Origin of the sequence: Streptomyces sp. PA03-1a (genome assembly GCF_033792805.1) — a bacterium.
Classification (GTDB): domain Bacteria; phylum Actinomycetota; class Actinomycetes; order Streptomycetales; family Streptomycetaceae; genus Actinacidiphila.
In genome coordinates, this window is sequence record NZ_JARAVO010000055.1 from 1 (window position 1) to 24,360 (window position 24,360).

General features: G+C 73.2%; 23 protein-coding genes. 11 read left to right on the forward strand and 12 right to left on the reverse strand.

Going from position 1 to position 24,360, the window contains the following annotated elements; translation table 11 throughout:
- Together PV341_RS14790 and ligD are read right to left on the reverse strand one after the other, a co-directional pair.
- On the reverse strand, nucleotides 1–663 hold a 663-nt coding region (locus PV341_RS14790; protein ID WP_500358014.1), incomplete at its 3' end, for an ATP-dependent DNA ligase.
- Nucleotides 664–676: 13 nt separating this feature from the next.
- Nucleotides 677–1,576 (reverse strand): non-homologous end-joining DNA ligase, encoded by a 900-nt coding sequence (ligD, locus tag PV341_RS14795; RefSeq protein ID WP_500322259.1) that lies wholly within the window; start codon nucleotides 1,574–1,576, stop codon nucleotides 677–679.
- 41 nt (nucleotides 1,577–1,617) lie between these two features.
- On the opposite strand from ligD, the gene ku reads away from it, so the two are divergent.
- Nucleotides 1,618–2,517, forward strand: a complete 900-nt coding sequence (gene ku / locus PV341_RS14800; RefSeq protein WP_500322258.1) for a non-homologous end joining protein Ku — start codon at nucleotides 1,618–1,620, stop codon at nucleotides 2,515–2,517.
- A 7-nt stretch (nucleotides 2,518–2,524) separates the two neighbouring features.
- Here the strand turns inward: ku and PV341_RS14805 are convergent, their stop codons facing one another.
- Together PV341_RS14805 and PV341_RS14810 are read right to left on the reverse strand one after the other, a co-directional pair.
- Nucleotides 2,525–5,872 carry an ATP-binding protein gene (locus tag PV341_RS14805; protein ID WP_500358015.1) on the reverse strand — a complete coding sequence of 1,116 codons (3,348 nt, stop codon included), beginning with the start codon at nucleotides 5,870–5,872 and terminating at the stop codon, nucleotides 2,525–2,527.
- 191 nt (nucleotides 5,873–6,063) lie between these two features.
- The gene (locus PV341_RS14810) at nucleotides 6,064–6,582 is read right to left on the reverse strand and encodes a hypothetical protein (protein WP_500322256.1); all 519 of its coding nucleotides are present in this window, start codon (nucleotides 6,580–6,582) and stop codon (nucleotides 6,064–6,066) included.
- Nucleotides 6,583–6,850: 268 nt separating this feature from the next.
- Between PV341_RS14810 and PV341_RS14815 the strand changes: the two genes are divergently transcribed.
- Nucleotides 6,851–7,642, forward strand: a complete 792-nt coding sequence (locus tag PV341_RS14815; protein WP_500322255.1) for a site-2 protease family protein — start codon at nucleotides 6,851–6,853, stop codon at nucleotides 7,640–7,642.
- Here PV341_RS14815 and PV341_RS14820 read toward each other — a convergent pair.
- Entirely contained in the window at nucleotides 7,632–7,826 is a 195-nt protein-coding gene (locus PV341_RS14820) for a hypothetical protein (RefSeq protein ID WP_499511543.1), read from the reverse strand. The genes PV341_RS14815 and PV341_RS14820 overlap by 11 nt on opposite strands.
- A 62-nt stretch (nucleotides 7,827–7,888) precedes the next feature.
- Nucleotides 7,889–8,605 carry an NADPH-dependent F420 reductase gene (gene npdG / locus PV341_RS14825; protein WP_500358017.1) on the reverse strand — a complete coding sequence of 239 codons (717 nt, stop codon included), beginning with the start codon at nucleotides 8,603–8,605 and terminating at the stop codon, nucleotides 7,889–7,891.
- A 276-nt stretch (nucleotides 8,606–8,881) separates the two neighbouring features.
- Between npdG and PV341_RS14830 the strand changes: the two genes are divergently transcribed.
- From PV341_RS14830 to PV341_RS14845, 4 genes are all read left to right on the forward strand, one after another.
- A complete protein-coding gene (locus PV341_RS14830; RefSeq protein WP_500358018.1) occupies nucleotides 8,882–9,565 on the forward strand; it encodes a FadR/GntR family transcriptional regulator in 684 nt (227 codons plus the stop codon).
- A gap of 66 nt (nucleotides 9,566–9,631) precedes the next feature.
- A complete protein-coding gene (locus PV341_RS14835) occupies nucleotides 9,632–10,225 on the forward strand; it encodes a hypothetical protein (RefSeq protein ID WP_500322250.1) in 594 nt (197 codons plus the stop codon).
- A 10-nt stretch (nucleotides 10,226–10,235) separates the two neighbouring features.
- Complete coding sequence (locus tag PV341_RS14840) at nucleotides 10,236–11,195, forward strand: dihydrodipicolinate synthase family protein (protein WP_500358020.1); 960 nt, start codon at nucleotides 10,236–10,238, stop codon at nucleotides 11,193–11,195.
- Nucleotides 11,196–11,279: 84 nt separating this feature from the next.
- Nucleotides 11,280–12,554 carry an MFS transporter gene (locus PV341_RS14845; protein ID WP_500358022.1) on the forward strand — a complete coding sequence of 425 codons (1,275 nt, stop codon included), beginning with the start codon at nucleotides 11,280–11,282 and terminating at the stop codon, nucleotides 12,552–12,554.
- 21 nt (nucleotides 12,555–12,575) lie between these two features.
- On the opposite strand, the gene PV341_RS14850 is transcribed toward PV341_RS14845, so the two are convergent.
- The 4 genes from PV341_RS14850 to PV341_RS14865 form a co-directional block, all read right to left on the reverse strand.
- A complete protein-coding gene (locus PV341_RS14850; RefSeq protein ID WP_500358024.1) occupies nucleotides 12,576–14,273 on the reverse strand; it encodes a carbohydrate binding domain-containing protein in 1,698 nt (565 codons plus the stop codon).
- Between the two features lie 170 nt (nucleotides 14,274–14,443).
- A complete protein-coding gene (locus tag PV341_RS14855; protein ID WP_500358026.1) occupies nucleotides 14,444–15,082 on the reverse strand; it encodes an SCO2207 family protein in 639 nt (212 codons plus the stop codon).
- Nucleotides 15,083–15,203: 121 nt separating this feature from the next.
- A complete protein-coding gene (locus PV341_RS14860) occupies nucleotides 15,204–16,202 on the reverse strand; it encodes a CapA family protein (protein ID WP_500358028.1) in 999 nt (332 codons plus the stop codon).
- Nucleotides 16,203–16,236: 34 nt separating this feature from the next.
- Nucleotides 16,237–16,470, reverse strand: a complete 234-nt coding sequence (locus PV341_RS14865) for a hypothetical protein (RefSeq protein ID WP_499511552.1) — start codon at nucleotides 16,468–16,470, stop codon at nucleotides 16,237–16,239.
- Nucleotides 16,471–16,534: 64 nt separating this feature from the next.
- Between PV341_RS14865 and map the strand changes: the two genes are divergently transcribed.
- From map to efeU, 4 genes are all read left to right on the forward strand, one after another.
- A complete protein-coding gene (map, locus tag PV341_RS14870; protein WP_500322242.1) occupies nucleotides 16,535–17,383 on the forward strand; it encodes a type I methionyl aminopeptidase in 849 nt (282 codons plus the stop codon).
- A gap of 124 nt (nucleotides 17,384–17,507) precedes the next feature.
- A complete protein-coding gene (gene efeO, locus PV341_RS14875; RefSeq protein WP_500322241.1) occupies nucleotides 17,508–18,644 on the forward strand; it encodes an iron uptake system protein EfeO in 1,137 nt (378 codons plus the stop codon).
- Nucleotides 18,645–18,662: 18 nt separating this feature from the next.
- On the forward strand, nucleotides 18,663–19,916 hold the full coding sequence (gene efeB / locus PV341_RS14880; protein WP_500358030.1) for an iron uptake transporter deferrochelatase/peroxidase subunit: 1,254 nt from the start codon (nucleotides 18,663–18,665) through the stop codon (nucleotides 19,914–19,916).
- Between the two features lie 16 nt (nucleotides 19,917–19,932).
- A complete protein-coding gene (gene efeU / locus PV341_RS14885; RefSeq protein ID WP_500322239.1) occupies nucleotides 19,933–20,784 on the forward strand; it encodes an iron uptake transporter permease EfeU in 852 nt (283 codons plus the stop codon).
- A gap of 42 nt (nucleotides 20,785–20,826) precedes the next feature.
- On the opposite strand, the gene PV341_RS14890 is transcribed toward efeU, so the two are convergent.
- Nucleotides 20,827–21,573, reverse strand: coding sequence for a bifunctional DNA primase/polymerase (locus PV341_RS14890; protein WP_500322238.1), 747 nt, complete (start codon nucleotides 21,571–21,573; stop codon nucleotides 20,827–20,829).
- A gap of 388 nt (nucleotides 21,574–21,961) precedes the next feature.
- On the opposite strand from PV341_RS14890, the gene PV341_RS14895 reads away from it, so the two are divergent.
- Nucleotides 21,962–22,633, forward strand: a complete 672-nt coding sequence (locus PV341_RS14895; RefSeq protein WP_500322237.1) for a biliverdin-producing heme oxygenase — start codon at nucleotides 21,962–21,964, stop codon at nucleotides 22,631–22,633.
- Between the two features lie 320 nt (nucleotides 22,634–22,953).
- Here the strand turns inward: PV341_RS14895 and PV341_RS14900 are convergent, their stop codons facing one another.
- A complete protein-coding gene (locus PV341_RS14900; protein ID WP_500322236.1) occupies nucleotides 22,954–24,336 on the reverse strand; it encodes a serine hydrolase domain-containing protein in 1,383 nt (460 codons plus the stop codon).
- Between the last annotated feature and the right edge of the window lie 24 nt (nucleotides 24,337–24,360).

The window sequence follows — 24,360 nt, forward strand, 5'->3', positions numbered from 1 at the left end:
GTCGAGGACGAGGGCGCGGGGGGCGCGGGGGGTGCCGGTGAAGCCGATGGCCTCGGCGTCCTGCGGGACGGCGTGGCGGAGCTTGAGCCAGTCGCGGCGGTCGGGGCGGTAGCGCTGACCGCGGCCCTTGACGACGAGGCCCTCGATGCCGGCCGGGGCGAGCGAGGCGTACCAGTGGACGGCCTCGTCGCGGTCGGTCGTCATGGGCACGGCCTGCAGCGGCGGCCCGAGCGGTTCCAGCAGCGCGACGAGGGCCGCGCGGCGTTCGTGGTACGGCCGGCCGCGCAGGTCGGTACCGGCGGTGGCGAGCAGGTCGAAGGCCGCGTAGTTGGCGGGGAGGTCGGTACGGCGGCGCGACCCGCGCAGGGCGCGGCGCTGGAGGGCGCCGAAGTCGACGCGGCCGTCCCGCCAGATGACGACCTCGCCGTCGAGGACGGTGCCGGCCGGCAGGGCCCCGGCGGCTTCCGCGATCTCGGGGAAGGTGGGGGTCACGAGCCGGCCGGAACGGGTCTGCAGGCGTACGGGGTCGGTGAGCACGACCATGCGGTGGCCGTCGAACTTCGGCTCGTAGGCGCAGCCGCCGGGGAGGGCGTCGGCCGCGGGTACGGTGTCGACGCGGCGGGCGAGGGCGACGCGCACGGGGAGCGGGAGGGGATCGGTCACGAGGGGGCGCCCGTCACGGCAGGGTGCCGCGGCCGGCGGGGTCGTCCAGGGCGGCCAGCGGGTCGCCGTGGTCGGCGGTGCGCTGCAGGACCTCCTCCGGGGTGAAGGCGAGGTCCTCCGCCTTCCGGCAGGAGGCGACCTCGTCCCAGGTGAGGGGCGCGGCGACGCCGGGGCGGTCGCGCAGCCGCAGGGTGTAGGGGCAGGCGGTGGTCTTCGCGGAGGCGTTCTGGGACCAGTCGATGAAGACCTTCCCGGCGCGCAGGCTGCGCGTCATGGAGAACACGACGAGGCCGGGGTGCTCGTCGCGCATGCGGGCGGCGAGTGCCTTGGCGTAGCCCGTGGCGGCTGCCTCGGTGGCGGGTCGCAGCGGCGCGTAGAGGTGGAGCCCCTTGCTGCCGGAGGTCACGGGGAAGGAGACGAGCCCGTCGTCCTCCATCATCTGCCGCAGGCGTTCGGCGACCCGGCAGCACAGGACGAGGTCGGCGCCCTCGCCGGGGTCGAGGTCGAGGACGAGGCGGTCGTGGGCGTCGCGTCCGCCCGCCACGGTCCACTGCGGGACGTGCACCTCCCAGGCGCCGAGGTTGGCCATGGTGACCAGGGCCGGGGTGGAGTCGACGACGATGTGCGGCTCGTCGGCCTCCCCGGCGGTGGTCACCCAGTCGGGCGTGCCACTGGGCGGGCGTTTGGCGAACCAGCGCTGGGCGTGCGGGCCCTCGGGGGCGCGGACGAAGGAGGCGAGGCGACCGGCGGCGTGCGGCACCAGCACCGGGGCGACACGGGCGTAGTACTGCAGCAGCTGTGCCTTGGTGTGACCGGTGACCGGGAAGACGACCTTGTCCAGGTGGGTGAGGACCACACGGCGGCCGTCCACCTCGACCGTCTGCCGGTCGGGCGAGGCTGACGGGGCGGGCATAGTCTGGAAAGTCCCCGGAAAGGGACGAAAGTATGCGATCCATGTGGAAAGGTGCGATCGGCTTCGGGCTGGTCTCCATTCCGGTCAAGCTCTACGCGGCCACCGAGGAGCACGGCGTCTCCCTGCACCAGGTGCACGCCGAGGACGGCGGCCGCATCCGCATGAAGCGGTACTGCGAGAAGGAGGGCAAGGAGGTCCCCTACGCGGAGATCGCCAAGGGGTACGAGGACGAGACCGGCCGCACGGTGGTGCTCACCGACGAGGACCTGGCCGCCCTCCCCCTGCCCAGCAAGAAGCTGATCGACGTGCTCGCCTTCGTCGACGCCGACGAGATCGACCCGCTGTCCCTGTCGCGGGCCTACTACGTCGGCGCGGAGACCGCCGCCGCCAAGCCGTACGTCCTGCTCCGCGAGGCCCTGAGCAGCAGCGGCAAGGCCGCCGTCACCAAGATCGCGCTGCGCACCCGCGAGTCCTTGGCGCTGCTGCGCGTCCACCAGGACGTGCTGGTCCTGCACACGATGTACTGGCCCGACGAGCTCCGCGCCGCGGAGGGGCTGGCGCCGCCGGAGAAGGTCACCGTGCGGCCGCAGGAGCTGAAGATGGCGCAGAGCCTGATGGACACCCTTTCCGAGGACTTCGACCTGGAGTCGATGCACGACGAGTACCAGCACGCGCTGGACGAGCTCGTCGCCGCCCGGCTGGAGGGCGAACCCGTCCCCGAGATGGCCGAGGTCGCCGCCGCCCCCGACAACGTGGTGGACCTGATGGCCGCGCTCCAGGCCAGCATCGACGCCCGCGGCGGGGAGAAGGCCGGAGCGAAGAAGACCGCCTCCGGCAAGGCCCCGGCGAAGAAGGCGGCCGCCGGGAAGGCCCCCGCGAAGAAGGCGGCGGCCAAGAAGACCGCGGCGAAGAAGACGACGCCCCGCAAGAAGGCGGGTTGAGGACGCGTCAGACGGGCTCGCGCAGCAGCTCGACCGCCTCGGGGAAGGTGAGCCCCCGGCCCCCGCGGTAGGCCGCCGCGAAGTCCTCCTCGCCCAGGTGCCCGCGCAGCCGCACCGCGTCCTCGTCCATGCTCGTCCGCTCCCACGGGGTGCAGGCGGTCTGCCGCAGCGCGTCGTGCGCGCCCAGCACCACCGCGGCGCGGCGCGCGGGGCCGCGGACGTCGTCGCCGCTGCGCAGCCCGGCGATCCCGGTGAAGAGCGCGACGCCCGGCGGGAAGAGCAGCACGCCCATGCGCGGCCCGATGACCGGGCTGAGCGGATGCCCCTCCATGTAGGCGACGGACTCCGCGAGATGGCGCAGCCCCCCGTACGGGTCGCCCGCCATGCCGGTGAGCCAGCCGCGGATGGCGGCGAGCAGTCCGACGATGAACGAGGGCATGCCGCGCGGCGGGTCGGCCTGCATGGCGTCGAGCAGCGCGAAGGCCTCGTCCAGTTCACCGCGCCGGGCGAGCAGGGCGATGAGCAGCACCCTGCCGTAGTAGCCCGCGTCGTCGCCCACCGGCCGGAAGGACGCGGCCTCGGCGACTCCCGCGCGGATCAGCCGTTCCCCCTCCTCCAGGTCGCCGGCGTTGGCGAGGGCGTCGCCGAGGCGGACCATCATGATCGGCACGTGCTGGTACGCGCCGAGCTTGCGGGCGAGTTCGATGGCCAGGCGGCAGCTGTCCGCGGCACGCGCCCAGTCGCCGGCGTTGGCGCTCGCCTCGGCCTCCGCCGCCAGCGCCTCGGCCATGCCCCAGTCGTCGCCGACCCGGCCGAACAGCTCCCTGGCCTCGCGGATGTCGTCCATGGAGGCGTCGAGCCGGCCCTCCACGTCGTTCATCACCTTGGCGCGGAACTGCAGCGCGAACGCCAGCTCCCACACCCGGCCGTGCAGCCGGCAGCTCTCCACCGTGCCGTCGATGAGCTCGGGCATGCGGTCGAAGCGACCGGTCAGCATCGCGCCGAGCACGCGGAACAGCCCGGGACGCATGCTGGCCTGCGGCAGCTCCGGCGGGTAGGCCTCGATGATCGCCTCGCCCAGCCCGACCAGCCTCGGATCGTTCCACACGTCGTGCTCGCCCATGTACGCCAGCACCTCGCCGGTGCGCACCCAGCGCCGCGCCTCGGTGAGTTGCCGCGGCGTCATCGGCAGCGGGTCCTCCAGCGGCCCGCGGTCCAGCGGCGGGAGCCGCAGCGGCTCGGCGAAGGCGTCCACCGGGCTCATCGCGGCCACCACGGCCGGCCAGTGGCCGATCTCGCTGCGATAGTTGCGCATCTCCCAGAACCAGCTGCAGGCCAGCACCAGGCAGAGCGCCTCCTGCTCGTCCCCGGTGTCCACCGCCCGGCGGATCGCCGCCCGCAGGTTCTCGTGCTCGCGCTCCAGCCGGTCCAGCCAGAGCAGTTGGCGCGGCCCGCGCAGCTCGGGGTCGGCGGTGCGCACGTACTCGCGGAAGTACGTGGTGTGGCGGCGCCCCACGGTGTCGCGCTCACCGGCCTCGTCGAGGCGTTCGGCCGCGTACTCGCCGATCGTCTCCAGCATCCGGTAGCGCGCGCCGTCCTCGGCGAGGTCGGCGACGACCAGCGACTTGTCGACGAGCGAGGCCAGGACGGAGGCGACGTCACGGGCGTCCACGTCGCCGCCGTCCTCGCCGCACACCGCCTCGGCGGCGGCCAGGTCCCAGCCGCCGGCGAACACGGCGAAGCGTCGCAGCACGGTCCGTTCGGCCTCGCTGAGCAGGCCCCAGCTCCAGTCGACGACCGCGCGCAGCGTCTGCTGCCGGGGCAGCACGGTGCGGCTGCCCGCGGTGAGGATGCGGAAGCGGTCGTCGAGCCGGTCCGCGAGCTGGCGGGGCGTCATCATCCGGAGCCGGGCCGCGGCCAGTTCGATGGCGAGCGGCAGTCCGTCGAGCCTGCGGCACAGCTCAGCGCAGGCCTCCGGGTCCTCGTCCGGGGTGAAGCCGGGGCGGGCCGCCGCGCCGCGGTCGGCGAGCAGCCGCAGGGCGGGGGTCTGCGGCAGCGGGTCCAGCGGCCGGATCAGCTCGCCGGGCACGCCGAGCGGTTCGCGGCTGGTGGCCAGCACCGCCACACCGGGGCAGTGCGCGAGCAGCCGCTCCGCGAGCTCCGCGGCGGCGCCGATCACGTGCTCGCAGTTGTCCAGGACCAGCAGCATGCGGCGCTCCGCGCAGTACTCGGTGAGCTGCAGCAGCGGGTCCTTGGCCACGGCCCCCTTCGCCTCTGCGGCCAGCGCCGCCTCGGTCGCCGAGGCCGCGTGCAGCAGCGTCTCGCGCAGGCCCAGCGCGTTCACCACGGCGACGGCCACGGTGCGCGGGTCCTCCACGGGAGCCAGTTCCGCGAACCAGACGCCGTCCGGCCAGCGCCCGGCGACCAGGTCGCCGGCCTCCTGCGACAGGCGGGTCTTGCCGGTGCCGCCGGGGCCCGTGACGGTGACCAGCCGCGCTACCGCCAGATCCGCGGCGATCGCGGACAGGTCCGCCTCGCGGCCGACGAAACTGGTCAGCCGGGCCCGCGCGTTGCCGAGCCGCGCCGGGCTCCCTGAGGGCGGCGCCGATGCGGCGTCCCTGGCGGGGGCGGGGACGGAAGGATTCAGCAGCTCGGCGTGGAGGGCGCGCAGCTCCGGGCCCGGATCGGTGCCCAGCGTGTCGGCGAGCTCGCGCCGCACCTCCTCGTACGCCACCAGCGCGTCGGCGCCCCGGCCCGCCTCGCGCAGCGCACGCAGCCGCAGCACCTGCACCGCCTCGTTCAGCGGATGGGCCACCGCCAGCTCCACCGCCTCCGGCAGCACCTGCTCGGCGCGGCCGAGCGCCACCTCGGCGGTGATCCGCAGCCGCCGGGCGTCCAGCCGCAACGCGTCGTAGCGGGGCGCGACGGACCCACGGTCCGGAAGGTCGGCGAGCACCGGGCCGCGCCACAGCGCCAACGCGGAGTCCAGCGCCTCGGCGGCCTTGGCGGCGTCGCCGTCGGCGAGCGCCCGGCCGCCGTCCTCCACGAGCCGCTCGAAGCGGTACAGGTCCACGGCGTCCGGCGCGGCGACCAGGCGGTAGCCGCCGTCCACCGAGCCGACGGCCTCATGACCCACGGCCCGGCGCAACCGGGCGACCAGGGCCTGCAACGCCCCGGTCGCGTCGGCGGGTGGTTCGCCCTCCCACACCTCGTCGATCAGCGCCTCGGTGGTCCGCACCCGCCCGGGGCGCAGCGCCAGCGCGGCGAGCAGCGCCCTCAGCCGCGTACCGGCCAGCGGCACGACGGTGCCGTCGCCGCGGTGAGCCTGGGTCGTCCCGAGAATGCCGTAACGCACGCCCCCATTCTGTCCGAGCGGCGAGCGAGTCCGCCCCCGGGTTGTGATTGCGGCCCGTTGTCGTGTGCGGGTTGTTTGCGCCTGCGGGCGGCTGCGCCGGGCTGCCCGGCGGTTGTGTGCGGCTTCGTTGCGCCTAGGGCGGGGGAGAAACCCCAACCGCAACCACAACGGCGCCGCAGACGAAGAACCGGTCACATACCTTCGCACGCGTCCGCCCGGAACTCCCCCATCGACGTCGTGGCGTTGCCATCCCCGTCGGTGCCCGGCTCCCCCATGCCCTTGAACCAGCGGACCTGACCGGGCTCGAGCCCGGCGAACTGTGCCGCCGTGAACCTCACGTGCGCCGTCGACCAAGAGGCGTCCCGGGTCCAGCCGTACAGGCTGTACGTACGGTGCGGTGGGAAGGGGGCGGACGCCGGCACCTCTGCGCTCCAGCCCCTGCCGCCGCTCTCCAGCGACCACACCGTGAACCCCGTGGCCGGCTTGCCGCGGCTCCACCTGCCGAGGCGAGCCGAGGCGTCATCCGCGTCGGAGTCGTACAGCGTGGCCCCGTCGATGTGGTCGTGGCAGACCACTATCACACCCAACGGCCTGCCGTCCTCGCTCACGGCGATACCGGTGGTACCCGCCACCGGCACGGTGCACCCGGTCAGCGTGCCGCACACGGCGATGCCGAGCAGCGCCGGCACGGCGAACCTCTTCCACGTCATGGCTCCCCCGTCCTGACCCCGTCCTCGGGCCCCCCGGCCCCGGACGACTTCAGGGTGCGCCCGCCGTGACCCCAGCGGCGACGGAGCGGGTGCGATCGATGACGTATCGCAACGCGGTCGCGACCCGGGCGTCGCCGACGGGCCGCAGGAACGTCCGGCGTCGCCGGGGCGTTATCCCGCCGTGGGTGTGCCCGGCGGCGGCCGGATGGCATGATCGGGCGGCCAGCACCACGACCGATGCCGCACCGCCTCCGCAGGAGCCCGCACGATGACCACCGCAGCAACCCGCAGTGAACGGCAGATCAGCCCGATCTTCCTGGGCCTGGCCGCGATCATGGCCGTGTCGGGCTGGGCGGTGTGGACGGACTTCTCCACCAGCACCGGCTTCGCCGTGTTCCTGTTCGTCGTGTCCGGCTGGATCGTCTCCCTGTGCCTGCACGAGTACGCGCACGCCCGTACCGCGCTGCACGGCGGCGACATCTCGATAGGGGCCAAGGGCTACCTGACCCTGAACCCGCTGAAGTACACGCACGCGCTGCTGAGCATCGTGCTGCCGGTGATCTTCGTGATCCTGGGTGGCATCGGCCTGCCCGGCGGCGCCGTCTTCATCGAGCGGGGCAGGATCCGCGGCCGCTGGAAGCACAGCCTCATCTCGGCCGCGGGCCCGCTGACCAACGTGCTGTTCGCGATCGCCCTGATGCTGCCCTTCACCTTCGGCGTCGTCTCTCTGGACCAGGCCCACGCGCCCTTCGCGTCCGCGCTGGCGTTCCTGGCGATGCTGCAGGTCACGGCGGCGATCCTGAACCTGCTGCCGGTGCCGGGCCTGGACGGCTACGGCGTGATCGAGCCCTGGCTGTCGTACCGGACGCGGCGCCAGCTGGAGCCGTTCGGGCAGTTCGGACTGCTGGCCGTCTTCGGTGTGCTGTGGATCCCCGAGGTCAACTCCGCGTTCTTCGGCTTCGTCGACTCGGTGATGGCGCTCTTCGGGATCCCGGACTGGCTGTCGAGCCTGGGCTACGCCTTCTTCCAGTTCTGGAAGGGCGACCCGTTCAGCCAGTGATCCGCTGCTCGGCGGACTCCCGCTCGGCCTTCGCCTTGCGCAGGTAGTACCAGCACATGTTGCTGGTGAGACCCGCGATCAGGATCCAGAAGACACCGAGCCAGCTGCCCTCCACGAAGGACACGACGGCGGCGGCCACGGCGAGCGCGCACAGGACGAGCGCGTAGAGGGCGAGGCGGGGCATGGGGGGCGGCTCCTGTCGGGTCGGTCGCGAACCCGCCCATTGTCCCCCATGCCCCCGCGGGCCTAGACGTCGGTCAGGCGCAGACCGGCGTGGGCCTTGTAGCGGCGGTTGACCGAGATCAGGTTGGCGACCAGCGCCTCCACCTGGTGCGCGTTCCGCAGCCGGCCGGCGAAGACGCCGCGGATGCCGGGGATGCGCGCGGCCAGGGCCTGGACCAGGTCGGTGTCGGCACGGCTGTCGCCCAGCACGAGGACGTCGGTGTCGATCGAGTCGATCTCCGGGTCCTCGAGGGTCACCGCGGACAGGTGGTGGAAGGCGGCGGTGACGCGGGACTCCGGCAGCATCGCGGCGGCCTGCTCGGCGGCGCTGCCCTCCTCCGGCTTCAGGGCGTAGGCGCCCTGCTTGTCGAAGCCCAGCGGGTTGACGCAGTCGACGACGAGCTTGCCGGCGAGTTCGCCGCGCAGCGCCTGGAGGGTCTCGCCGTGGCCCTCCCACGGCACGGCGACGATGACGACGTCGCTGCGGCGGGCGGTCTCCGCGTTGTCGGCGCCCTGCACCCCGAGGCCGAGCCGGTCGGCCGTGGCCTGGGCGCGGTCCGCGGCGCGCGAGCCGATGACCACCTGCTGGCCGGCCTTGGCGAGCCGGTACGCCAGGCCGCGGCCCTGGGGGCCGGTGCCGCCGAGGACGCCGACGACGAGGCCGGACACGTCCGGCAGCTCCCAGGGGTCCTTCGCCGGGGCCTTGGGGGCGGGGGTCTCATTGCCACTGTCAACAGTCATACCGCGATCCTGCCAGGTGGGGGCGGTGCATGGCCCGCGCAGGCGTTGTGACGCGTCCCGCTCCGCCCCGCGTCGCGGCCGCTCCGCGGTGCGTGAGAGCCCCCGTACACGCCGGTATTGGCTCGGGGGACGACGGATGTGAGGTATGACATCGGTGTTGCCTCCCGATGCGCGGCCGCGGGGTGGACGCTGGACGTCCCTTGTCCCGTGCGGGCCGCACGGGACAGCTGACGGAACGTCAAAAGTGCACGACAGCACAGGGAAAGGCGGCCGCCCGTGACCAGAACCGTCGGCAGGAGCCGCGGCCCGAGGCTCCAGGACCGCATCATCGAGCTGATCCACGAGCAGCGGCTCGCCCCCGGCGCCACCCTGCCGACCGAGCCGCAGTTGATGGACCTGCTCCGTGCGAGCCGCAACAGCGTGCGCGAGGCGGTGCGCGCGCTGCAGGCGCTCGGCATCGTGGAGATCCGGCACGGCACGGGGACGTTCGTCGGAGAGGCGCCGCTGCGGGTGCTGATGCCCTCGCTCACCTTCCACCTGCGGTCCCGGGTGCGCGCCCTCGCCGACCTCGTCGCGGTGCGCGAGCTGCTCGAGGTCGGCCTGATAGGCGAGGTCGCCGGGACGATACCGGCGCAGCGGCTGGACGAACTCGACGCGCTCGCCGGCCGGATGGTCGACGACCCCGACGCGGACCGGGCCTTCCACGCGCTGCTCTACGCCTCCTGCGGCAACGAGCTCGTGCTGCAGCTCGTCGACCTGTTCCGGAGCGCCTACCACGAGGTCGGCGCCGCCCTGGCGCCCGCCGACGACCCGGTCGAGCGCGTCGTCGCCAACCACCGCGCCGTCGTCGGCGCGCTGCGCACCGGGGACGCGGGCGCGGCCAGGGCCGCCATGCGGCGGCACTTCACGGACGTACGGGAGCGGGTGTCCAGGGCCCTGCCCGCGGGCGGCGCGGACTGACCCCGTTCGGGTGAGCACGGCGCGAAGCGGGGCCGGGCCGGTGCGTGGTCCGCGAGGATGCGGTGCATGGATGCCGTACGGGTCGAGGTCGTCCGTGAACTGCTGTCCGGGAGCGAGTGGCCGGAGCTGACCCGGTCCTTCGCCGGCTCCCTGCGCGGGTCCGTCCGCCGGGGGCCCGCGGGCGGGCTGCTGCTGGTCGGCAGCGGGGAGTACGAGCCCTGGCACATGGCGGCCCATCTGGACGACGAGGCCGCCTGGAGCGGGCTGCCGGAGCTGTCGCCGACGCTGGTGCGGCACCGCGTGCCGCCGGGCGCGCCTGCGCACCTCGCGGTCGGGACGGCCCGCCTGGAGGCGGCGCGCAGGGGCGAGACGGTGCTGGTGGTCACCCCCGAGCGGGCCGAGGCCGGGCTGCTGGAGCGCGTGGAGGACGCGCGGCGCTCCGGCGCGACGGTGCTGGCGATGGACGCGGGCGACCCGGAGCTGCGCGGGCTGGCGCACGAGGCGCTGACCGTGCCGCCGGAGCCCTCCGAGGTCGGCATGGACGTGCTGCAGCACCTGGTCAGCGCGGCGGCCGGACGCCGGGTGCGGCTGCGGGACCGGCTGCCCCGACTCGCGCGGCTCGCCGAGCAGTTGGTGTCGCCACCGCCCGCGAGCTGGTAGGAAGCGGTCCATGACCGCAACCGGGACCGATCCGCTCCGCCCGCTGCGCGGGGTCGTACCACCTCTGTGCACCCCGCTCACGGAGACGGGAGACGTGGACACCGAGGGCCTGCGCGCCCTGGTCGGGCATGTGCTCTCCGCCGGAGTGCACGGGGTCTTCGCCCTGGGGTCCAGCGGCGAGACGGCCTTCCTCACCGACGCCCAGCGGCGCACCGCGCTCACCGCGGTCGTGGAGGCCGTCGGGGGCCGGGTGCCCGTGCTCGCCGGCGTCGTCGACATGACCACCCGGCGTGTCCTGGAGCACGCGCGGGCCGCCGTCGCTGCGGGCGCCGACGCCCTGGTGGCGACCGCGCCCTTCTACGCGGCGACGCATCCGGTGGAGATCGCCGACCACTTCCGGCGGGTGCGGGACGGGGCGGGCGGGCTGCCCCTGTTCGCGTACGACATCCCCTCGGCGGTGCACACCAAGCTGCCCGCCGCGACCGTGCTGGCCCTCGCGGAGGAGGGCACCCTGGCCGGCCTGAAGGACAGCAGCGGCGCCGACGGCCCCATGCGCCGGCTGCTCACCGAGTTGCGCCGCCGCGGCCTGGACTCCCACTTCGCGCTGCTCACCGGGTCCGAACTCGCGGTGGACGGCGCCCTCCTGGCGGGCGCGCACGGCGTCGTCCCCGGCCTCGGCAACGTGGATCCGCACGGCTACGTACGGCTCCACGCGCACGCCGTCGCGGGACGCTGGCGCGAGGCCGCGGCGGAGCAGGACCGGCTCGCGCGGCTCTACGCCATCGTGGACGCGGGGGCGGACTCCGCCGCGATGGGCGCGAGTTCCTCGGCGCTGGGTGCCTTCAAGGCGGCGCTGCGGCTGCGCGGCGTCATCGGCTGCGCGGCCACGGCGCCCCCGCAGGTCCCGCTGGACGACACCGCCGTCGCGGTGGTCCGGCAGCGGCTGGCGGCCGCGGGGCTGATGCGCTGACCGGGCCGCCGGTGCCCCGCCCGTGCCCGGCGGAGGGAGAAACCCGGTTGCGCCGGGAGGCCAGCGCGCGGAGCATGCGTCCTCGTGTCCAGACTCCTTCCCGACCTCGCACCGTGGCGGACCTCGCGCGACTTCCGCCTGATGTGGTGCGCGGGCCTGATCACGACCTTCGGCAGCTTCCTGACCTTCGTGGCCGTCCCGGTCCAGGTCAAGGAGCTGACCGGCTCCACCCTCGCGGTCGGCGCCCTCGGCGCCGTCGAACTGGTGCCGCTCATCGTCTGCGGCCTCTACGGCGGGGCGCTCGCGGACGCCCTGGACCGGCGCAAGCTCATCCTGTGGACGGAGGCGGCCCTCGGGGTGCTGTCGGCCGTGCTGCTGGTCAACGCCCTGCTGCCGCGGCCGGTGCTCTGGCCGTTGTACGTGGTCGCCGCGCTGACCAGCGCGCTGGGCGGGCTCCAGCGGCCGGCCCTGGACGCGATCGTGCAGCGCATCGTCCCGCACGGGCAACTGACCGCCGCCGCCTCGCTGAACGCGCTGCGCTGGCAGATCGGCGCGATCGCGGCGCCCTCCCTGGCGGGTGTGCTGATCGCGTACGCGGGCCTGCGGTGGGCGTACGCCGTCGACGCCCTCACCTTCGCCCTCTCGGTCGTCCTCGGCCTCGGGCTGCGGCCCTCACCGCCCTCGCACGACGCGAAGCGCCCCTCGCTGCGCTCGATCGCGGAGGGGGCGCGCTACGCCTGGAGCCGCAAGGAACTGCTGGGCACCTACGTGGTGGACATCGCGGCGACCGGTCTGGCGTTCCCGATCGCCGTGTTCCCCTTCATGGCGGACGACCTGGGCGCGCCCTGGTCGCTGGGCCTGATGTACGCGGCCCTGCCGGCGGGTGCGCTGCTGATGAGCCTCACCGGCGGCTGGTCCTCCCGGGTGCACCGGCACGGGCGGGCGATCGTGCTCGCCGCGGCGGGCTTCGGTCTGTGCATGGCGGCGGCGGGCTGGTCCCGCAACGTATGGCTGGTGCTGGCCTTCCTGGCGCTGGCGGGTGCGTTCGACATGGTCAGCGGGGTGTTCCGGGCCACGATCTGGAACCAGACCATCCCCGACGCGCTGCGCGGCCGGCTGGCCGGCATCGAACTGCTCTCCTTCACCATCGGCCCCCAGTTCGGCCAGGTGCGGGCCGGTGGCTCGGCCGCGCTGCTGGGCCTGCGCACCTCGGTGTGGACCGGCGGGCTGGCGTGCGTGGCGGCGGTCGGGGCGCTGGCCGCCTGCCTGCCGACGCTGATGGCGTACGACGCCCGGACCAACGAGCACGCCGTGGACATGCGGAAGGCGGCGGAGGACACGGTGTCCTCCGCCGCCTGACCCGTGGGGGGCGGGGTCCGATCAGCCGGTGAAGCCGGCGGTGATCGAGGTGAACTGCCAGGTGCTCTGGCTGATGCCGGAGCAGTTGCTGGTCACGCCGCCGCCGGGGCACGGGCGGTCCCGGTTGACGGCCCAGTAGGCGAGCCGGGCGATCTGGTGGGAGTTGGCCCAGTCCCGGATCTGGGTCCAGATGGCCGGGGTGGTGTTCTCCTGCTGGTCGCTCAGCCCGTTCATGCCGGAGATGCCGAGGTGGGCGTAGGCGGTGGCATCGTCCCAGCCGAAGGTGGACTTCAGCTTGGCCTTCAGGCCCTCGGCGGCGTTCACGGTGTTGCCGTACATGTCGGCGCCGCCGCCGAAGTCGAACGGCATGATCGTGAAGACGTCGATGTTGGCGCCGAGCGCGTTGGCCCGCTCGACGAGGCGGTTGCCCCAGTAACTCGGGCCTGTCGTCGACGTGCCGAAGGTGACGATCGTCCGGATGCCGGGGTTGTTCTGCTTGACGATCTTGAGCGCGTTCAGGACGCGGTCCTGGACGACCTCGCTCTCGAACTCGTCGGTGTTCTCGATGTCGACGTCGATCGCCTTGAGGGCGTAGGCGTCGATCACCTTCTGGTAGGCGCCGGCGAGCGCCTCGGGCGTGGAGCAGTTGGGGCCGAGCTTGTTGCCGCTCCAGCCGCCGATGGACGGGACGATGTCACCGCCCGCGGCGCGGATCGCGTTGATCGTGGACTGGTCGGTGCCGCCGGTCAGCGGCCGGGAGCCGTCCCAGGCGGGGTTGCAGCCGCCGGAGGAGAGGATGAAGGCCATCGTGAACCACTTGATGCCGGTGGCGCTCATCACCGTGGACGGGCTCGGCGGGTCGCCCCAGCCGAGGTAGAGGTAGGGCGCGGCCTGCTTGAAGCCGGTGCCCCCGCCGCCGCCCGCGTTGGTGGTGACGGTCACGGCGTTGGAGGCGGCGGAGGTGTTGCCCGCGGCGTCGCGCGCCTTGACGGTGAAGGTGTACGAGGTGCTCGCGGCTAGGCCGGTGACGGTGGCGGAGGTGCCGGTCACGGTGGTGGCCAGGGTGCTGCCGCGGTAGACGTCGTAACTGGTGACGCCGGTGTTGTCGGTGGCGGCGTTCCAGGACAGCGAGACGCTGGAGGAGGTCTTGCCGGTGGAGGTCAGGCCGCTGGGCGCGGTGGGCGCCTGGGTGTCACCGCCGCCCCCGCCGCCGGGGCCGTCGAGGCTGATGTCGTCGGCGTTGTAGGTGCCCTGGGCGTACCAGCCGTGCACGTAGATCTGGACGCTGGTCTGCGAGGCGCCGGTGGTGAAGGGGACGGTCAGCTGGGTGTAGGAGGCGGCGGACGGGGTCCAGGTGGACGCGCCGCCGGTCACCCCGAGGTAGACATACGCGCCCCGCACCCAACCGGTCAGCGAGTACGCGGTGTTGGGCTGCACGGAGACGGTCTGGGTGCACTGGGCGGTGTCGCTGCTGCTGACGGCGCCGGCGAGTGCCTTGGTGCCGCTGTGCACGGGGCTGCCGACGACCGATCCGCCGGAGCAGGACCAGCCGGAGAGGCTGCCGCTCTCGAAGCCCGGGTTGGCGACGAGGTTGGCGGCGTGGGCGGTGCCGGGCAGGGCGATCAGACTGCCCGCGGCGGCGAGGAAGGCGGCGGTGACGCCGGCGAGGATGCGGGATCTGCGCGATCCGGTACGGGGGACATGACGACGGAAGAGCACGTGACCTCCCAGTGGGGGGCGGCGGGGGGCTGCGCTGTGCGAGTGGTCTGGACCGTTGGTCTGGACCTGTCACGCGGATTGAAGCGAAGTGTCGTGCTCCCGTCAAGAGGTCCGGACCACTGCCGCTTCCTGGTACGGCAGTGGCCCGGACCGGCCGCGGGGTCCCCCGGTCAGCCGACGCGTTCGATGCGCGCCTTCCTGATCAGGAACTTGCCGGGCTCCCGGACCTGTTCGAAGGCCGCGTTGTTCAGCAGCGCACAACTCCCCGAGGTCGACGTCACCGACACCGTGGTCGACTTGTTGTTGTCCAGGTTGGTCACCTTGAGCTTGGTGCCCAGCGGGAACTGGTTGCTGGAGGCGGCGGGCGCGCCGCTCTCGCCGGAGAGGGTGACCGTCGAGCCCGCGCAGACGACCTGGCCGACGGCGCCGCCGGCCGGCGGCGCGGCCTGACCCTGGTTCTGGTTCTGGCCCTGCTGGTTCTGGCCCTGCTGGTTCTGACCCTGACCCTGTCCGGCCGGGGCGGCGGGCGCCGCCTGCGCGGCACCGCATCCGGAGGCCTCCCGCTGCACGTTGATCTGCTTGATCACGGCCTCGCGGTTGGCGATCCGGGCCGCCGACTGGGAGTCGGGATTGGCGCGTTGGGCCGCGATGAAGCTCTCGTTGTTGCGCAGCGCCTGGTCGAGCCCGTCGCACACCACCGACGCATGACCCATGCTCATGGTCACCACGGCGAAGCCGCCGGCCAGGGTGGCCGCGCCGGTCATGAGCGCGATCTTCTGCTTGGTGCTCATCGTGCGTTTCCTGGACATGGGGGCCCCTTTCCTCCGACCGGCCGTCGGTCGGATCCGGTCCACGTGCCCTTGGAAACGGAGCGTCGTTGGTCTGGACCTCAATCCGTTCGGAATCTCGGACAGGAGGGGGCCGTCTGTGCTACGGGTCGGTAGCTTCGCCGTCCCAGCGGACCACCAGCCGCCCGCCCTCCTCTGTGACCCGGTGCCCGAACCCGGCGCAGGCGCGCCGGAACCGCCGGGCGATCCAGGCCCGTTCACCGCGGTCGGCCAGCCGGGTGAAGCAGAAGTCGAGGGCGATCGGCACCGCCTCCAGCCGGACGGGGCGGTGGCCGGCGGGGTCGAAGGTGACGAGGAAGAACAGGCCGCGGTCGTTGCGCAGCCGCGGATCGGTCGCGTAGTCGTCGACGAAGTCGCCGAGGTCGTAGAGCACCCCGTCCGTCACACCGTGGAAGACGTGCGCGGAACTGCCCGCGACGAGTGTGGCGCCCGCCGTGCGCAGGGCCTCGGCGGCGTCCCGGATGTAGCGGGCCGGGCCGGTGGTCATGTTGGGCCCCCAGTGCGGGGTGGCGAGCACCGCCGCCGTCCGCGCGCCCAGGCTCGCGACGCCGTCGGTGAGCCAGCGCGGGACGCCCTGGCGCAGGTCCGCGTAGGCCACCCCGGGGCGGTCCGGTCCCGCGGCGTACTCCGCCGGATGGTCGGTGACGCCGACGACGCCCAGGCTGGGACGGCCCGCCGCGGCCCCGGGGCCGCCCAGCACCGCCGGGGCGCGCGCCGCACTCTCGTCCGGTCCGGCCCCGACGGCGGCGATCCCCGCGGCGGCCAGGTGCTCCAGCGTGTCCAGCAACGCCGTCCGGCCGTAGTCCAGGGCGTGGTTGTTGGCCAGGTTGACGCAGCTCACGCCCAGGTGCGTCAGGGCGCGCACGGCGACGGGCGGGGCACGGAAGAAGAAGGGCTTGAAGGGGTCGGGCCAGGGCTCACCGCGGTCGGAGATCGCGCACTCCAGGTTGAGGACGAAGAGGTCCGCCTCCCGCGCGACGGCCACGACCTCCTCGGAGAACAGCGCCTCCGGAGGGGCCTCGGCCAGCCGCGCGGCCACCATGCGGCCGAGCATGGTGTCGCCGGCCAGCCCGAGCTTCACCCTTCCATCGTGCACCCGTCGGCCCCCGGCGGGCTCACTCCTCCCCGCCCTCCCGTGAGCGGTCCTTCCACCGCGGGTCGTTCTCCCACTGCAGGTTCCGCTCGGCGGCCGTCTCCATCGCCCGCTCCGCGTCCGCGCGGCTCGGGTACGGCCCCATCCGGTCCTTGGCGGGGCACTCCGGCCCCTCCTCGACCTTGTGGTGCTCGATGCAGTAGAACCACTCGCCGGGCTTCCCCGCGGGCTTGCGGACTCGCCTGAACAACGCCATCGTCCCTCCTCGTACGACGTCCTGCCGCCATGCTGCCCGACCGGCCGCCGATACACTCGCTGACATGTCTGTCCTGGTTCCCGGCAAGCTCTCCCCCACCCGTCCCGTGCCCGCCTCGATCCCGCGTCCGGAGTACGTGGGCAGGCCCGCGCCGCGGCCGTACGACGGCCCGGAGGTGCAGTCGGCGGAGACGATCGAGAAGATGCGGATCGCCTCGCGGATCGCCGCGCGGGCCATGGAGGAGGCGGCGAAGGCGATCGCGCCGGGTGTCACCACCGACGAACTGGACCGGATCGCGCACGAGTACATGTGCGACCACCAGGCCTACCCCTCGGACCTCGGGTACCGGGGCTTCCCCAAGTCCCTGTGCTCCTCCATCAACGAGGTCATCTGCCACGGCATCCCCGACTCCACGGGGCTGCGCGACGGCGACATCGTCAACCTGGACGTCACCGCCTACATCCACGGAGTGCACGGGGACACCAACGCCACGTATCTCGTCGGCGAAGTCGCCGAGGAATCAAGGCTGTTGGTGGAGCGCACCCGGGAATCCCTGAATCGCGCCATCAAGTCGGTGAAGCCCGGACGGCAGATCAATGTGATCGGCCGGGTCATCGAGTCCTACGCCAAACGGTTCGATTACGGTGTCGTGCGCGACTTCACGGGCCACGGCATCAATACCGCCTTCCACTCCGGCCTGATCGTCCCGCATTACGACGACCCGCGTGCGACCACGACCATGAAGCCGGGCATGACCTTCACCATCGAGCCGATGCTGACCCTGGGCACCCACGAGTACGAGATCTGGGACGACGGCTGGACGGTCGTCACCAAGGACCGCAAGCGCACCGCGCAGTTTGAACACACCCTTGTGGTGACGGACACAGGCGCGGAGATCCTGACGCTGCCTTGACCTCCTCATGGGGATTCCTTTACCGAAATGCGGCCGTGTCGCGATAGGCCTCGGATAGGTTAGGCAAGCCTTTCACAGGAGAGGCTTGCCTAAGTCATAGCTTCCCGAGCCGCCTGGAGACCGCATGTCCGCCGTCCGCATGTCCGCAGTAGCCGCCGCCGGCATAGTGGTCGCCGTCACCGCCGTCACCGGGTGCGCGGAGAAGGCGGACGGCAAGGCGTCCGACGCCGTCACGGTGACCGCGACGGACACCAAGTGCGAGGTCTCCAGGACGACTTTCCCGGCCGGGCACGTGCAGCTGGCCGTCGAGAACAAGGGCTCCAAGGTCACCGAGGTCTACGTCTACACGGCCAGCGACCAGATCGTGACCGAGCGGGAGAACATCGGCCCCGGCACCAAGGCCACCATCACCGCCGAGATCAAGGCCGGTACGTACCAGATCGCCTGCAAGCCCGGCATGAAGGGCGACGGCATCCGCCAGAAGATCACCGTCACCGGCAAGGGCGCCGCCAAGAGCGACCCGCGGCTGGACGCCGCCGTGGCCGCGTACCGCAAGTACGCCCAGGAGCAGGCCGACCAGACGATCCCGGTGGTCCAGCAGTTCGCCGACGCCGTGAAGGCGGGCGACGTGGAGAAGGCCAAGTCGCTCTTCGCGCCCTCCCGGGTCGGCTGGGAGCGCACCGAGCCGGTCGCCGAGTCCTTCGGCGACATCGACCCGCTGACCGACACCCGCGAGGACGGCCTGGAGGACGGCCAGAAGTGGACCGGCTGGCACCGGCTGGAGAAGTCCTTGTGGCAGGACAAGAAGGCCGGGGCCGAGGAGGGCGCCCTCGCCGACCAGCTCGTCACCGACCTGAAGGACTGGCAGACCCGCGTCGGCAAGGCCGACATCACCGCCACCAGCATGGCCAACGGCGCCAAGGAGCTGCTGGACGAGGTCGCCACCGGCAAGATCACCGGTGAGGAGGACCGCTACTCCCACACCGACCTGTCGGACTTTCAGGCCAACGTCGAGGGCGCGATGAAGGCCTACGAACTGCTGAAGCCGGTCGCCGCCGAGAACGACGCGGCGCTCACCGCCGACCTCGACAAGCAGTTCCCGGCCCTGACGGCGCTGCTCGACAAGTACCGCAAGGGCGGCAGCACCACGGAGTTCGTCTCCTACGACACCGTCGGCAAGGACCAGCGCAAGGAGCTCTCGGACGCGGTCAACGCGCTCGCCGAGCCCCTGTCGAAGCTCGCCTCGGCTGTCGCCAAGTAACCCCGGGGGCTGTGGACCATGTCCGATGAGAGTGTCACGTCGCGTCGTAAGGTGCTCGGCTGGACCGGTGCGGGTGTCGTCGTCGCGGCCGCCGCGGCCGGCGGCGCCGTGGCCGCGGTCCGCTCCGGGGACGACGTGCAGCCCGCGGGCGCCGCGGGCAGCGCGATCGCCTTCCACGGGGAGAACCAGGCCGGCATCACGACCCCGGTGCAGGACCGGCTCCACTTCGCGTCCTTCGACGTCAAGACCGAGGACCGCGGGGAACTGGTCGCGCTCCTGAAGGAATGGACCGACGCCGCCCGGAAGATGACGCAGGGCCGGCCGGTCGGCGAGGGCGCGGTCGGAGGCCTCGCCGAGGCCCCGCCGGACGACACCGGTGAGGCGCTGGGCCTGCAGCCCTCCCGGCTCACCCTCACCATCGGCTTCGGCCCCTCACTGTTCACGACGAAGGACGGCGCGGACCGCTTCGGGCTGAAGGCGCACCGCCCCGGGGCGCTGGTGGACCTGCCCAAGTTCCCCGGTGACGCCCTCGACCCGAACCGCAGCGGCGGCGACCTGTGCGTCCAGGCCTGCGCGGACGACCCGCAGGTGGCCGTGCACGCCATCCGCAACCTGGCCCGGATCGGCTTCGGCAAGGTCGCGATGCGCTGGTCGCAACTCGGCTTCGGCAAGACCTCCTCGACCACTCCCGAGGAGCAGACCCCGCGCAACCTGATGGGCTTCAAGGACGGCACGCACAACGTCGCGGGTTCCGACAGGGCCACCCAGGACGAGCACGTGTGGGTGTCCGCCAAGGACGGCCCGTCCTGGATGGCCGGCGGCTCGTACCTCGTCGCCCGCCGCATCCGGATGCACATCGAGACCTGGGACCGCACCCCGCTGCAGGAGCAGGAGCAGATCTTCGGCCGGACGAAGGGCGAGGGCGCTCCGATCGGCAGGCAGCGCGAGCACGACGCCCCGGACTTCAAGGCGATGCTCCCGGACGCGCACGTCCGGCTGGCGCACCCGGACAACAGCGGTGTGACGATCCTGCGCCGCGGCTACTCCTTCACCGACGGCACCGACGGCCTGGGCCGCCTGGACGCCGGGCTGTTCTTCATCGCGTACCAGCGCGACGTCCGGGACGGCTTCGTGCCGCTGCAGATGCGGCTCGCGAAGCTCGACTCCCTCAACGAGTACATCCAGCACGTGGGTTCGGCCGTCTACGCCGTACCGCCGGGCGTCCGGGACAAGGACGACTGGTGGGGCCGCGAGCTCTTCCAGAACGACTGAGAGGAAGTGACCGGCGGTGTTCGCCAACTACCTGATCGGGCTCCGTGAGGGCCTGGAGGCCAGCCTGGTGGTCTGCATCCTGGTCGCGTACCTGGTGAAGACCGACCGCAAGGACAAGCTGCCGCCGGTCTGGCTCGGCGTCGGCACCGCGGTCCTGGTGAGCATGGCCTTCGGCGCCGCCCTGCAGTTCGGCTCCTCCGAGCTGACCTTCGAGGCGCAGGAGGCGCTGGGCGGTTCGCTGTCGATCGTCGCGGTCGGCCTGGTGACCTGGATGGTCTTCTGGATGCGGCGCACCGCGCGGCACCTGAAGGCCGAACTCCACGGCAAGCTGGACGCCGCGATCGCCATGGGCACCGGGGCACTGGTGATCACCTCCTTCCTCGCCGTGGGGCGTGAGGGGCTGGAGACCTCCCTGTTCATCTGGACCGCCGTGCAGGCCACCGACGACGGCGTGCGCCCGCTGGTGGGCGCGGTGCTGGGCCTGCTGACCTCGGTGGTGCTGGGCTGGCTGTTCTACCGGGGCGCGCTGCGCATCAACCTGGCCAAGTTCTTCACCTGGACCGGCGCCATGCTGGTGGTGGTCGCGGCGGGCGTGCTCGCGTACGGCTTCCACGACCTGCAGGAGGCCGGCTGGCTGCCGGGGCTGGGGACCGAGGCCTTCGACGTCAGCGACCAGATCCCGCCGGACTCGTGGTACGGGACGCTGCTCAAGGGCGTGTTCAACTTCCAGCCGGACCCGACCTGGCTGCAGGTGGCGGTCTGGGCGCTGTACCTCGCGCCCACGATGTTCCTCTTCCTGCGCCCCGGCAGGGTCAGCGCGCCGGCCGTCAGGCCGTCCGCAGCGGTTCCGGTCGGTGACGAGGGCTGAGGCCGCCGGGCTCCCGACCGCTTCACGGCCCCCGGGCCGGGGTCAGTGCAGCCAGCCGGCCGTCTCGGGCTCGGGCTCGACCTGGGCGCAGGCGTCGGTCAGCACCCCGAGCAGCGGCAGCGGGTCGGGCAGCACCTGCTCGGGGCCGTGGCCGGCGACCCACGCGACGGTGGCGCCGGAGGGCAGACGCGAGGGCGGGAGCAGCACGTAGCTGGCGCGGTGGTGCCAGCGCAGGCCCGGGTGCTCGTCGAGGGTCTCGGGATGGCAGTCCAGCTCGCACGGCCACCACTCGTCCTCGTCGGCCGTGGCACGGGTGGCGGTGAAGAACAGCATGCGCCCGTCGGAGACCGCGACGGGCCCGGCCGCGGAACCCTCGGCGGCCAGCCGCTCCAGGGCGATCCGGCCCGCCTCGGCGGGTACGTCCAGGACGTCGTGGGCGATGCCGGTGGCGGTGATGAAGTTGGCCAGGGGGTGCGCGCGCAGCCAGCGCCTGACCTGCTCCGCGTCCGTGGTGGCCTGGGTCTGCCAGGCGAAGGAGACGGGGTGCGTGCCCGGGGTGGGGCAGCCGATCCGGTCGCAGGAACAGCGGTAACCGGACACGGGCGACGGGTGGGCGGCCGGCGCCAGCGGCAGGCCGGCGTCCGCGGCTTCCAGGAGCAGCTCGTCCCGGCGCAGGTCGTCCCCGTTCCGGCCACCGGCGGCCGCGCGGACCGCGGCCCCGTCCACTCCGGCACCGCGCTCCCCCGCCTTGCGGCGCAGCCAGTCGGACAACCTGCCCTTGGTGACCATCGAGCCCCTTTCCTCGCCCCGTGAACCCTTGCTCCACCCTACGTAACGAGGGAAAGGCCGTAAGCGGAATCCACGGATGGTGGAAACCATCCTGCTCCCCGTCCGCATTCCGGCCGCGCGCGGGGTCCCCCTGCAGGGCGTCCCCCGTCCCGGGCGGATCCGGGCACGTTTCCCTTGTCCCCGCTTGTCCCCGCTGCCCGCGGCACCCGGGGCGACGACCGGCACCGGCCTCCCCTCCGTGACCACCGTCACCCGCGGGACGACGCGCCGTCCGCCCCGGAGGGCGGATCCGCGCTAACCTGGTTTCCCGACAGGTTGTCGGCAACCCATGGACTTAGGGTCCCCTAAGTTGCAACGATTCCTGCAGGCCCGACGCAGGAGGATTCCCTTGACGCCAGCCCACGGCTCCGCGACCGCACCGTTCTCGGCCGTCATCCGCTCCGCCAGCCACGACCGGCACACCGAGGCCGAGACCTCGACGTTCATCGGCGACCTGCTCGGCGGCCGCCTGGGGGTCGCAGCGTACGCGCGCTACACCGAGCAGCTCTGGTTCGTCTACCGGGCGCTGGAGGACACCGCCGCGCAACTGGCCGGCGACCCCGTGGCCGGGCCCTTCCTGCGTCCGGAGCTGATGCGCGTCGCCGCCCTGGAACGCGACCTGGACCACCTGCTCGCCCCCGGCTGGCGCGACAGCGCCGGCGCGCTGCCCGAGACCCTCGCGTACGCCCGCCGCGTCACCGAGACCGCCCGCGCGTGGCCGGCGGGCTACGTCGCCCACCACTACACCCGCTACCTCGGCGACCTCTCGGGCGGCCAGGTCATCCGCGGCATCGCGGAGAAGACCTGGGGCTTCTCCCGCAAGGGCGACGGCGTGCGCTTCTACGTCTTCGACGCGATCGGCAACCCCGCGGCGTTCAAGCGCGAGTACCGGAGCCTGCTGGACGCCCTGCCGGTCGACGACCTCGAGAAGCAGCGCGTCGTGGAGGAGTGCCGGCGGGCCTTCGCCCACAACTCGGCGGTCTTCGCCGCGCTGGGCCGCGAGTTCCCGCTGACCGCCTGATCCCCTGACCCGCGACGGCCCGGCTGGTCCCCGCCGTTCGGGCGCCCGTACCGCGCAGGCCGCGTCGTCAAAGTCCTGCCTGCCCCGCGGCGCTCCCCCAGCTGGCGCTGGGAGGTGCCCCAGGCACGGCACTCCCCCCAGCCTTCGGCTAGGGGGAGTTGTCGAATCGTCCGAGTAGCCCACTACGAGGACGACTCTCCGCCTTGCGATGCACCGCACCTGGGGGCACCTCCCAGCGGAGCCGGGGGAGCCGCTGGGCCCGCCCTCCGGGCGGTGGGGCACCCCCAGCGGAGCTGGGGGAGCTCATGTGGGGACGCGGCCTAGCCGAGGGGGGAGGTCCAGCCCGAGGGGTCGACTCCGCCCGGGACCGGGGCCGCCGGGTCGTAGGGGGTGCGGGTGAAGACGAAGGAGCCGAGGTCGAGATGGCCGACGGTGCCGTCGGGGGCGCGCACCGCGCGCAGGGTCTCGCCGTCGTAGTAGCCGTCCAGGCCGGTCCAGGTGCCGTCCGGTTCCGCGCGGAAGCGGGCGCCGCGGGCGGTGCCGGACAGGGCGGTGAGTTCCAGGTCGCGGCCGGTGCGCAGGCGCAGGACGTGCGGGGCGGTGCCCCAGTACCAGGGGCCGGTGAGGGCGAGCAGCTCCGGGTCGGGGTCGGAGTCGGGCCGCCAGGGCTCCGGGATGCGGGGCTCGCGCTCGGCGACGATGCGCAGCAGGTCGGCGGCGATCGTCGTGGTCGGGGCGCCGGTGGTGGAGTTGGCGAGGACGACCGCGCCGAGTCCCTCCTCCGTGTCGCACCACAGCCCGGCCACGAAGCCGGGCATCGATCCGCCGTGCCCCACCAGAACCCGGCCGTCCGGGGTCTTCATCAGCTGCACGCCGAGGCCCTGGTCACCGCCCGGCGCGGCCGGCCGGCGCATCTGCTCCAGCGTCGCGGGCACCAGGACGCGCTCGTCGCCCGCGGCGAGGAAGGCGGCCCAGCGGCACAGGTCGTCGGCGGTCGACCACAGTTCGCCCGCGGGGGCCATCAGGCCGGTGTCCTGCACGGCCTCGGCCATCATCAGCTCGGCGTACGGGTGGACGGCCCAGCCGCCGGCGTGCGGGGCCTGCGGGCGGCGCGTCGTACGGGTCATCCCCAGCGGTTCCAGGACCTCGGCGGTCAGCACCTCGTCCCAGGGCCGGCCGTCGTGGAGCGCCTCGACGACGGCGCCGAGCAGGGCGTACCCGGGGTTGGAGTAGTGGTGGCGTTCGCCGGCGGGGTGCAGCCGCGGCGTCCCGCCGAGGAGGTCGGCCGTCTCCGGCCGCAGCGCGCCGGGCGTGCGCTCCCACCAGGGGCCGGGGGTCTCCGCGGCCAGTCCGGCGGTGTGGGTGAGGAGTTGGCGCACGGTGACCCCGTCGGCGGGGGTGCCGCCGATGTGCTTCTCGACGGGGTCGTCCAGCCCGAGGCGTCCCGCGTCGCGCAGCCGCATCACCAGGACGGCCACGAAGGTCTTGGTGAGGGAGCCGATCCGGTACTGGGTGTCCCCGTCCGGGGCATGCCCGTCCACGCAGGAGCGCGCCCCGGTCCACACGGCCTCGCCGTCCCGGACGACGGCCCCCACGAGGGAGGGGGTGCGGCTGCTGGACTGGGCGACCGCGACGCGGTGCAGCAGGGCCCGGCGGGTGTCCGGGAGCAGGGCGTCGTCGGGGTCGGTCTGCGGTGTCGGCATGCGCTCACCTTAGAGGCGGGCCCG

What these genes read in the sequence shown, in the direction of transcription:
- PV341_RS14840 (WP_500358020.1), top strand. Translation starts at nt 10,236, where the DNA reads ATGACCGCAACCGGGACCGATCCGCTCCGCCCGCTGCGCGGGGTCGTA.
- PV341_RS14855 (WP_500358026.1), bottom strand. Translation starts at nt 15,082, where the DNA reads ATGTCCAGGAAACGCACGATGAGCACCAAGCAGAAGATCGCGCTCATG.
- PV341_RS14865 (WP_499511552.1), bottom strand. Translation starts at nt 16,470, where the DNA reads ATGGCGTTGTTCAGGCGAGTCCGCAAGCCCGCGGGGAAGCCCGGCGAG.
- PV341_RS14900 (WP_500322236.1), bottom strand. Translation starts at nt 24,336, where the DNA reads ATGCCGACACCGCAGACCGACCCCGACGACGCCCTGCTCCCGGACACC.
- map (WP_500322242.1), top strand. Translation starts at nt 16,535, where the DNA reads ATGTCTGTCCTGGTTCCCGGCAAGCTCTCCCCCACCCGTCCCGTGCCC.
- efeB (WP_500358030.1), top strand. Translation starts at nt 18,663, where the DNA reads ATGTCCGATGAGAGTGTCACGTCGCGTCGTAAGGTGCTCGGCTGGACC.
- PV341_RS14835 (WP_500322250.1), top strand. Translation starts at nt 9,632, where the DNA reads ATGGATGCCGTACGGGTCGAGGTCGTCCGTGAACTGCTGTCCGGGAGC.
- PV341_RS14890 (WP_500322238.1), bottom strand. Translation starts at nt 21,573, where the DNA reads ATGGTCACCAAGGGCAGGTTGTCCGACTGGCTGCGCCGCAAGGCGGGG.
- npdG (WP_500358017.1), bottom strand. Translation starts at nt 8,605, where the DNA reads ATGACTGTTGACAGTGGCAATGAGACCCCCGCCCCCAAGGCCCCGGCG.
- ligD (WP_500322259.1), bottom strand. Translation starts at nt 1,576, where the DNA reads ATGCCCGCCCCGTCAGCCTCGCCCGACCGGCAGACGGTCGAGGTGGAC.
- ku (WP_500322258.1), top strand. Translation starts at nt 1,618, where the DNA reads ATGTGGAAAGGTGCGATCGGCTTCGGGCTGGTCTCCATTCCGGTCAAG.
- PV341_RS14815 (WP_500322255.1), top strand. Translation starts at nt 6,851, where the DNA reads ATGACCACCGCAGCAACCCGCAGTGAACGGCAGATCAGCCCGATCTTC.
- PV341_RS14820 (WP_499511543.1), bottom strand. Translation starts at nt 7,826, where the DNA reads ATGCCCCGCCTCGCCCTCTACGCGCTCGTCCTGTGCGCGCTCGCCGTG.
- efeO (WP_500322241.1), top strand. Translation starts at nt 17,508, where the DNA reads ATGTCCGCCGTCCGCATGTCCGCAGTAGCCGCCGCCGGCATAGTGGTC.
- PV341_RS14810 (WP_500322256.1), bottom strand. Translation starts at nt 6,582, where the DNA reads ATGACGTGGAAGAGGTTCGCCGTGCCGGCGCTGCTCGGCATCGCCGTG.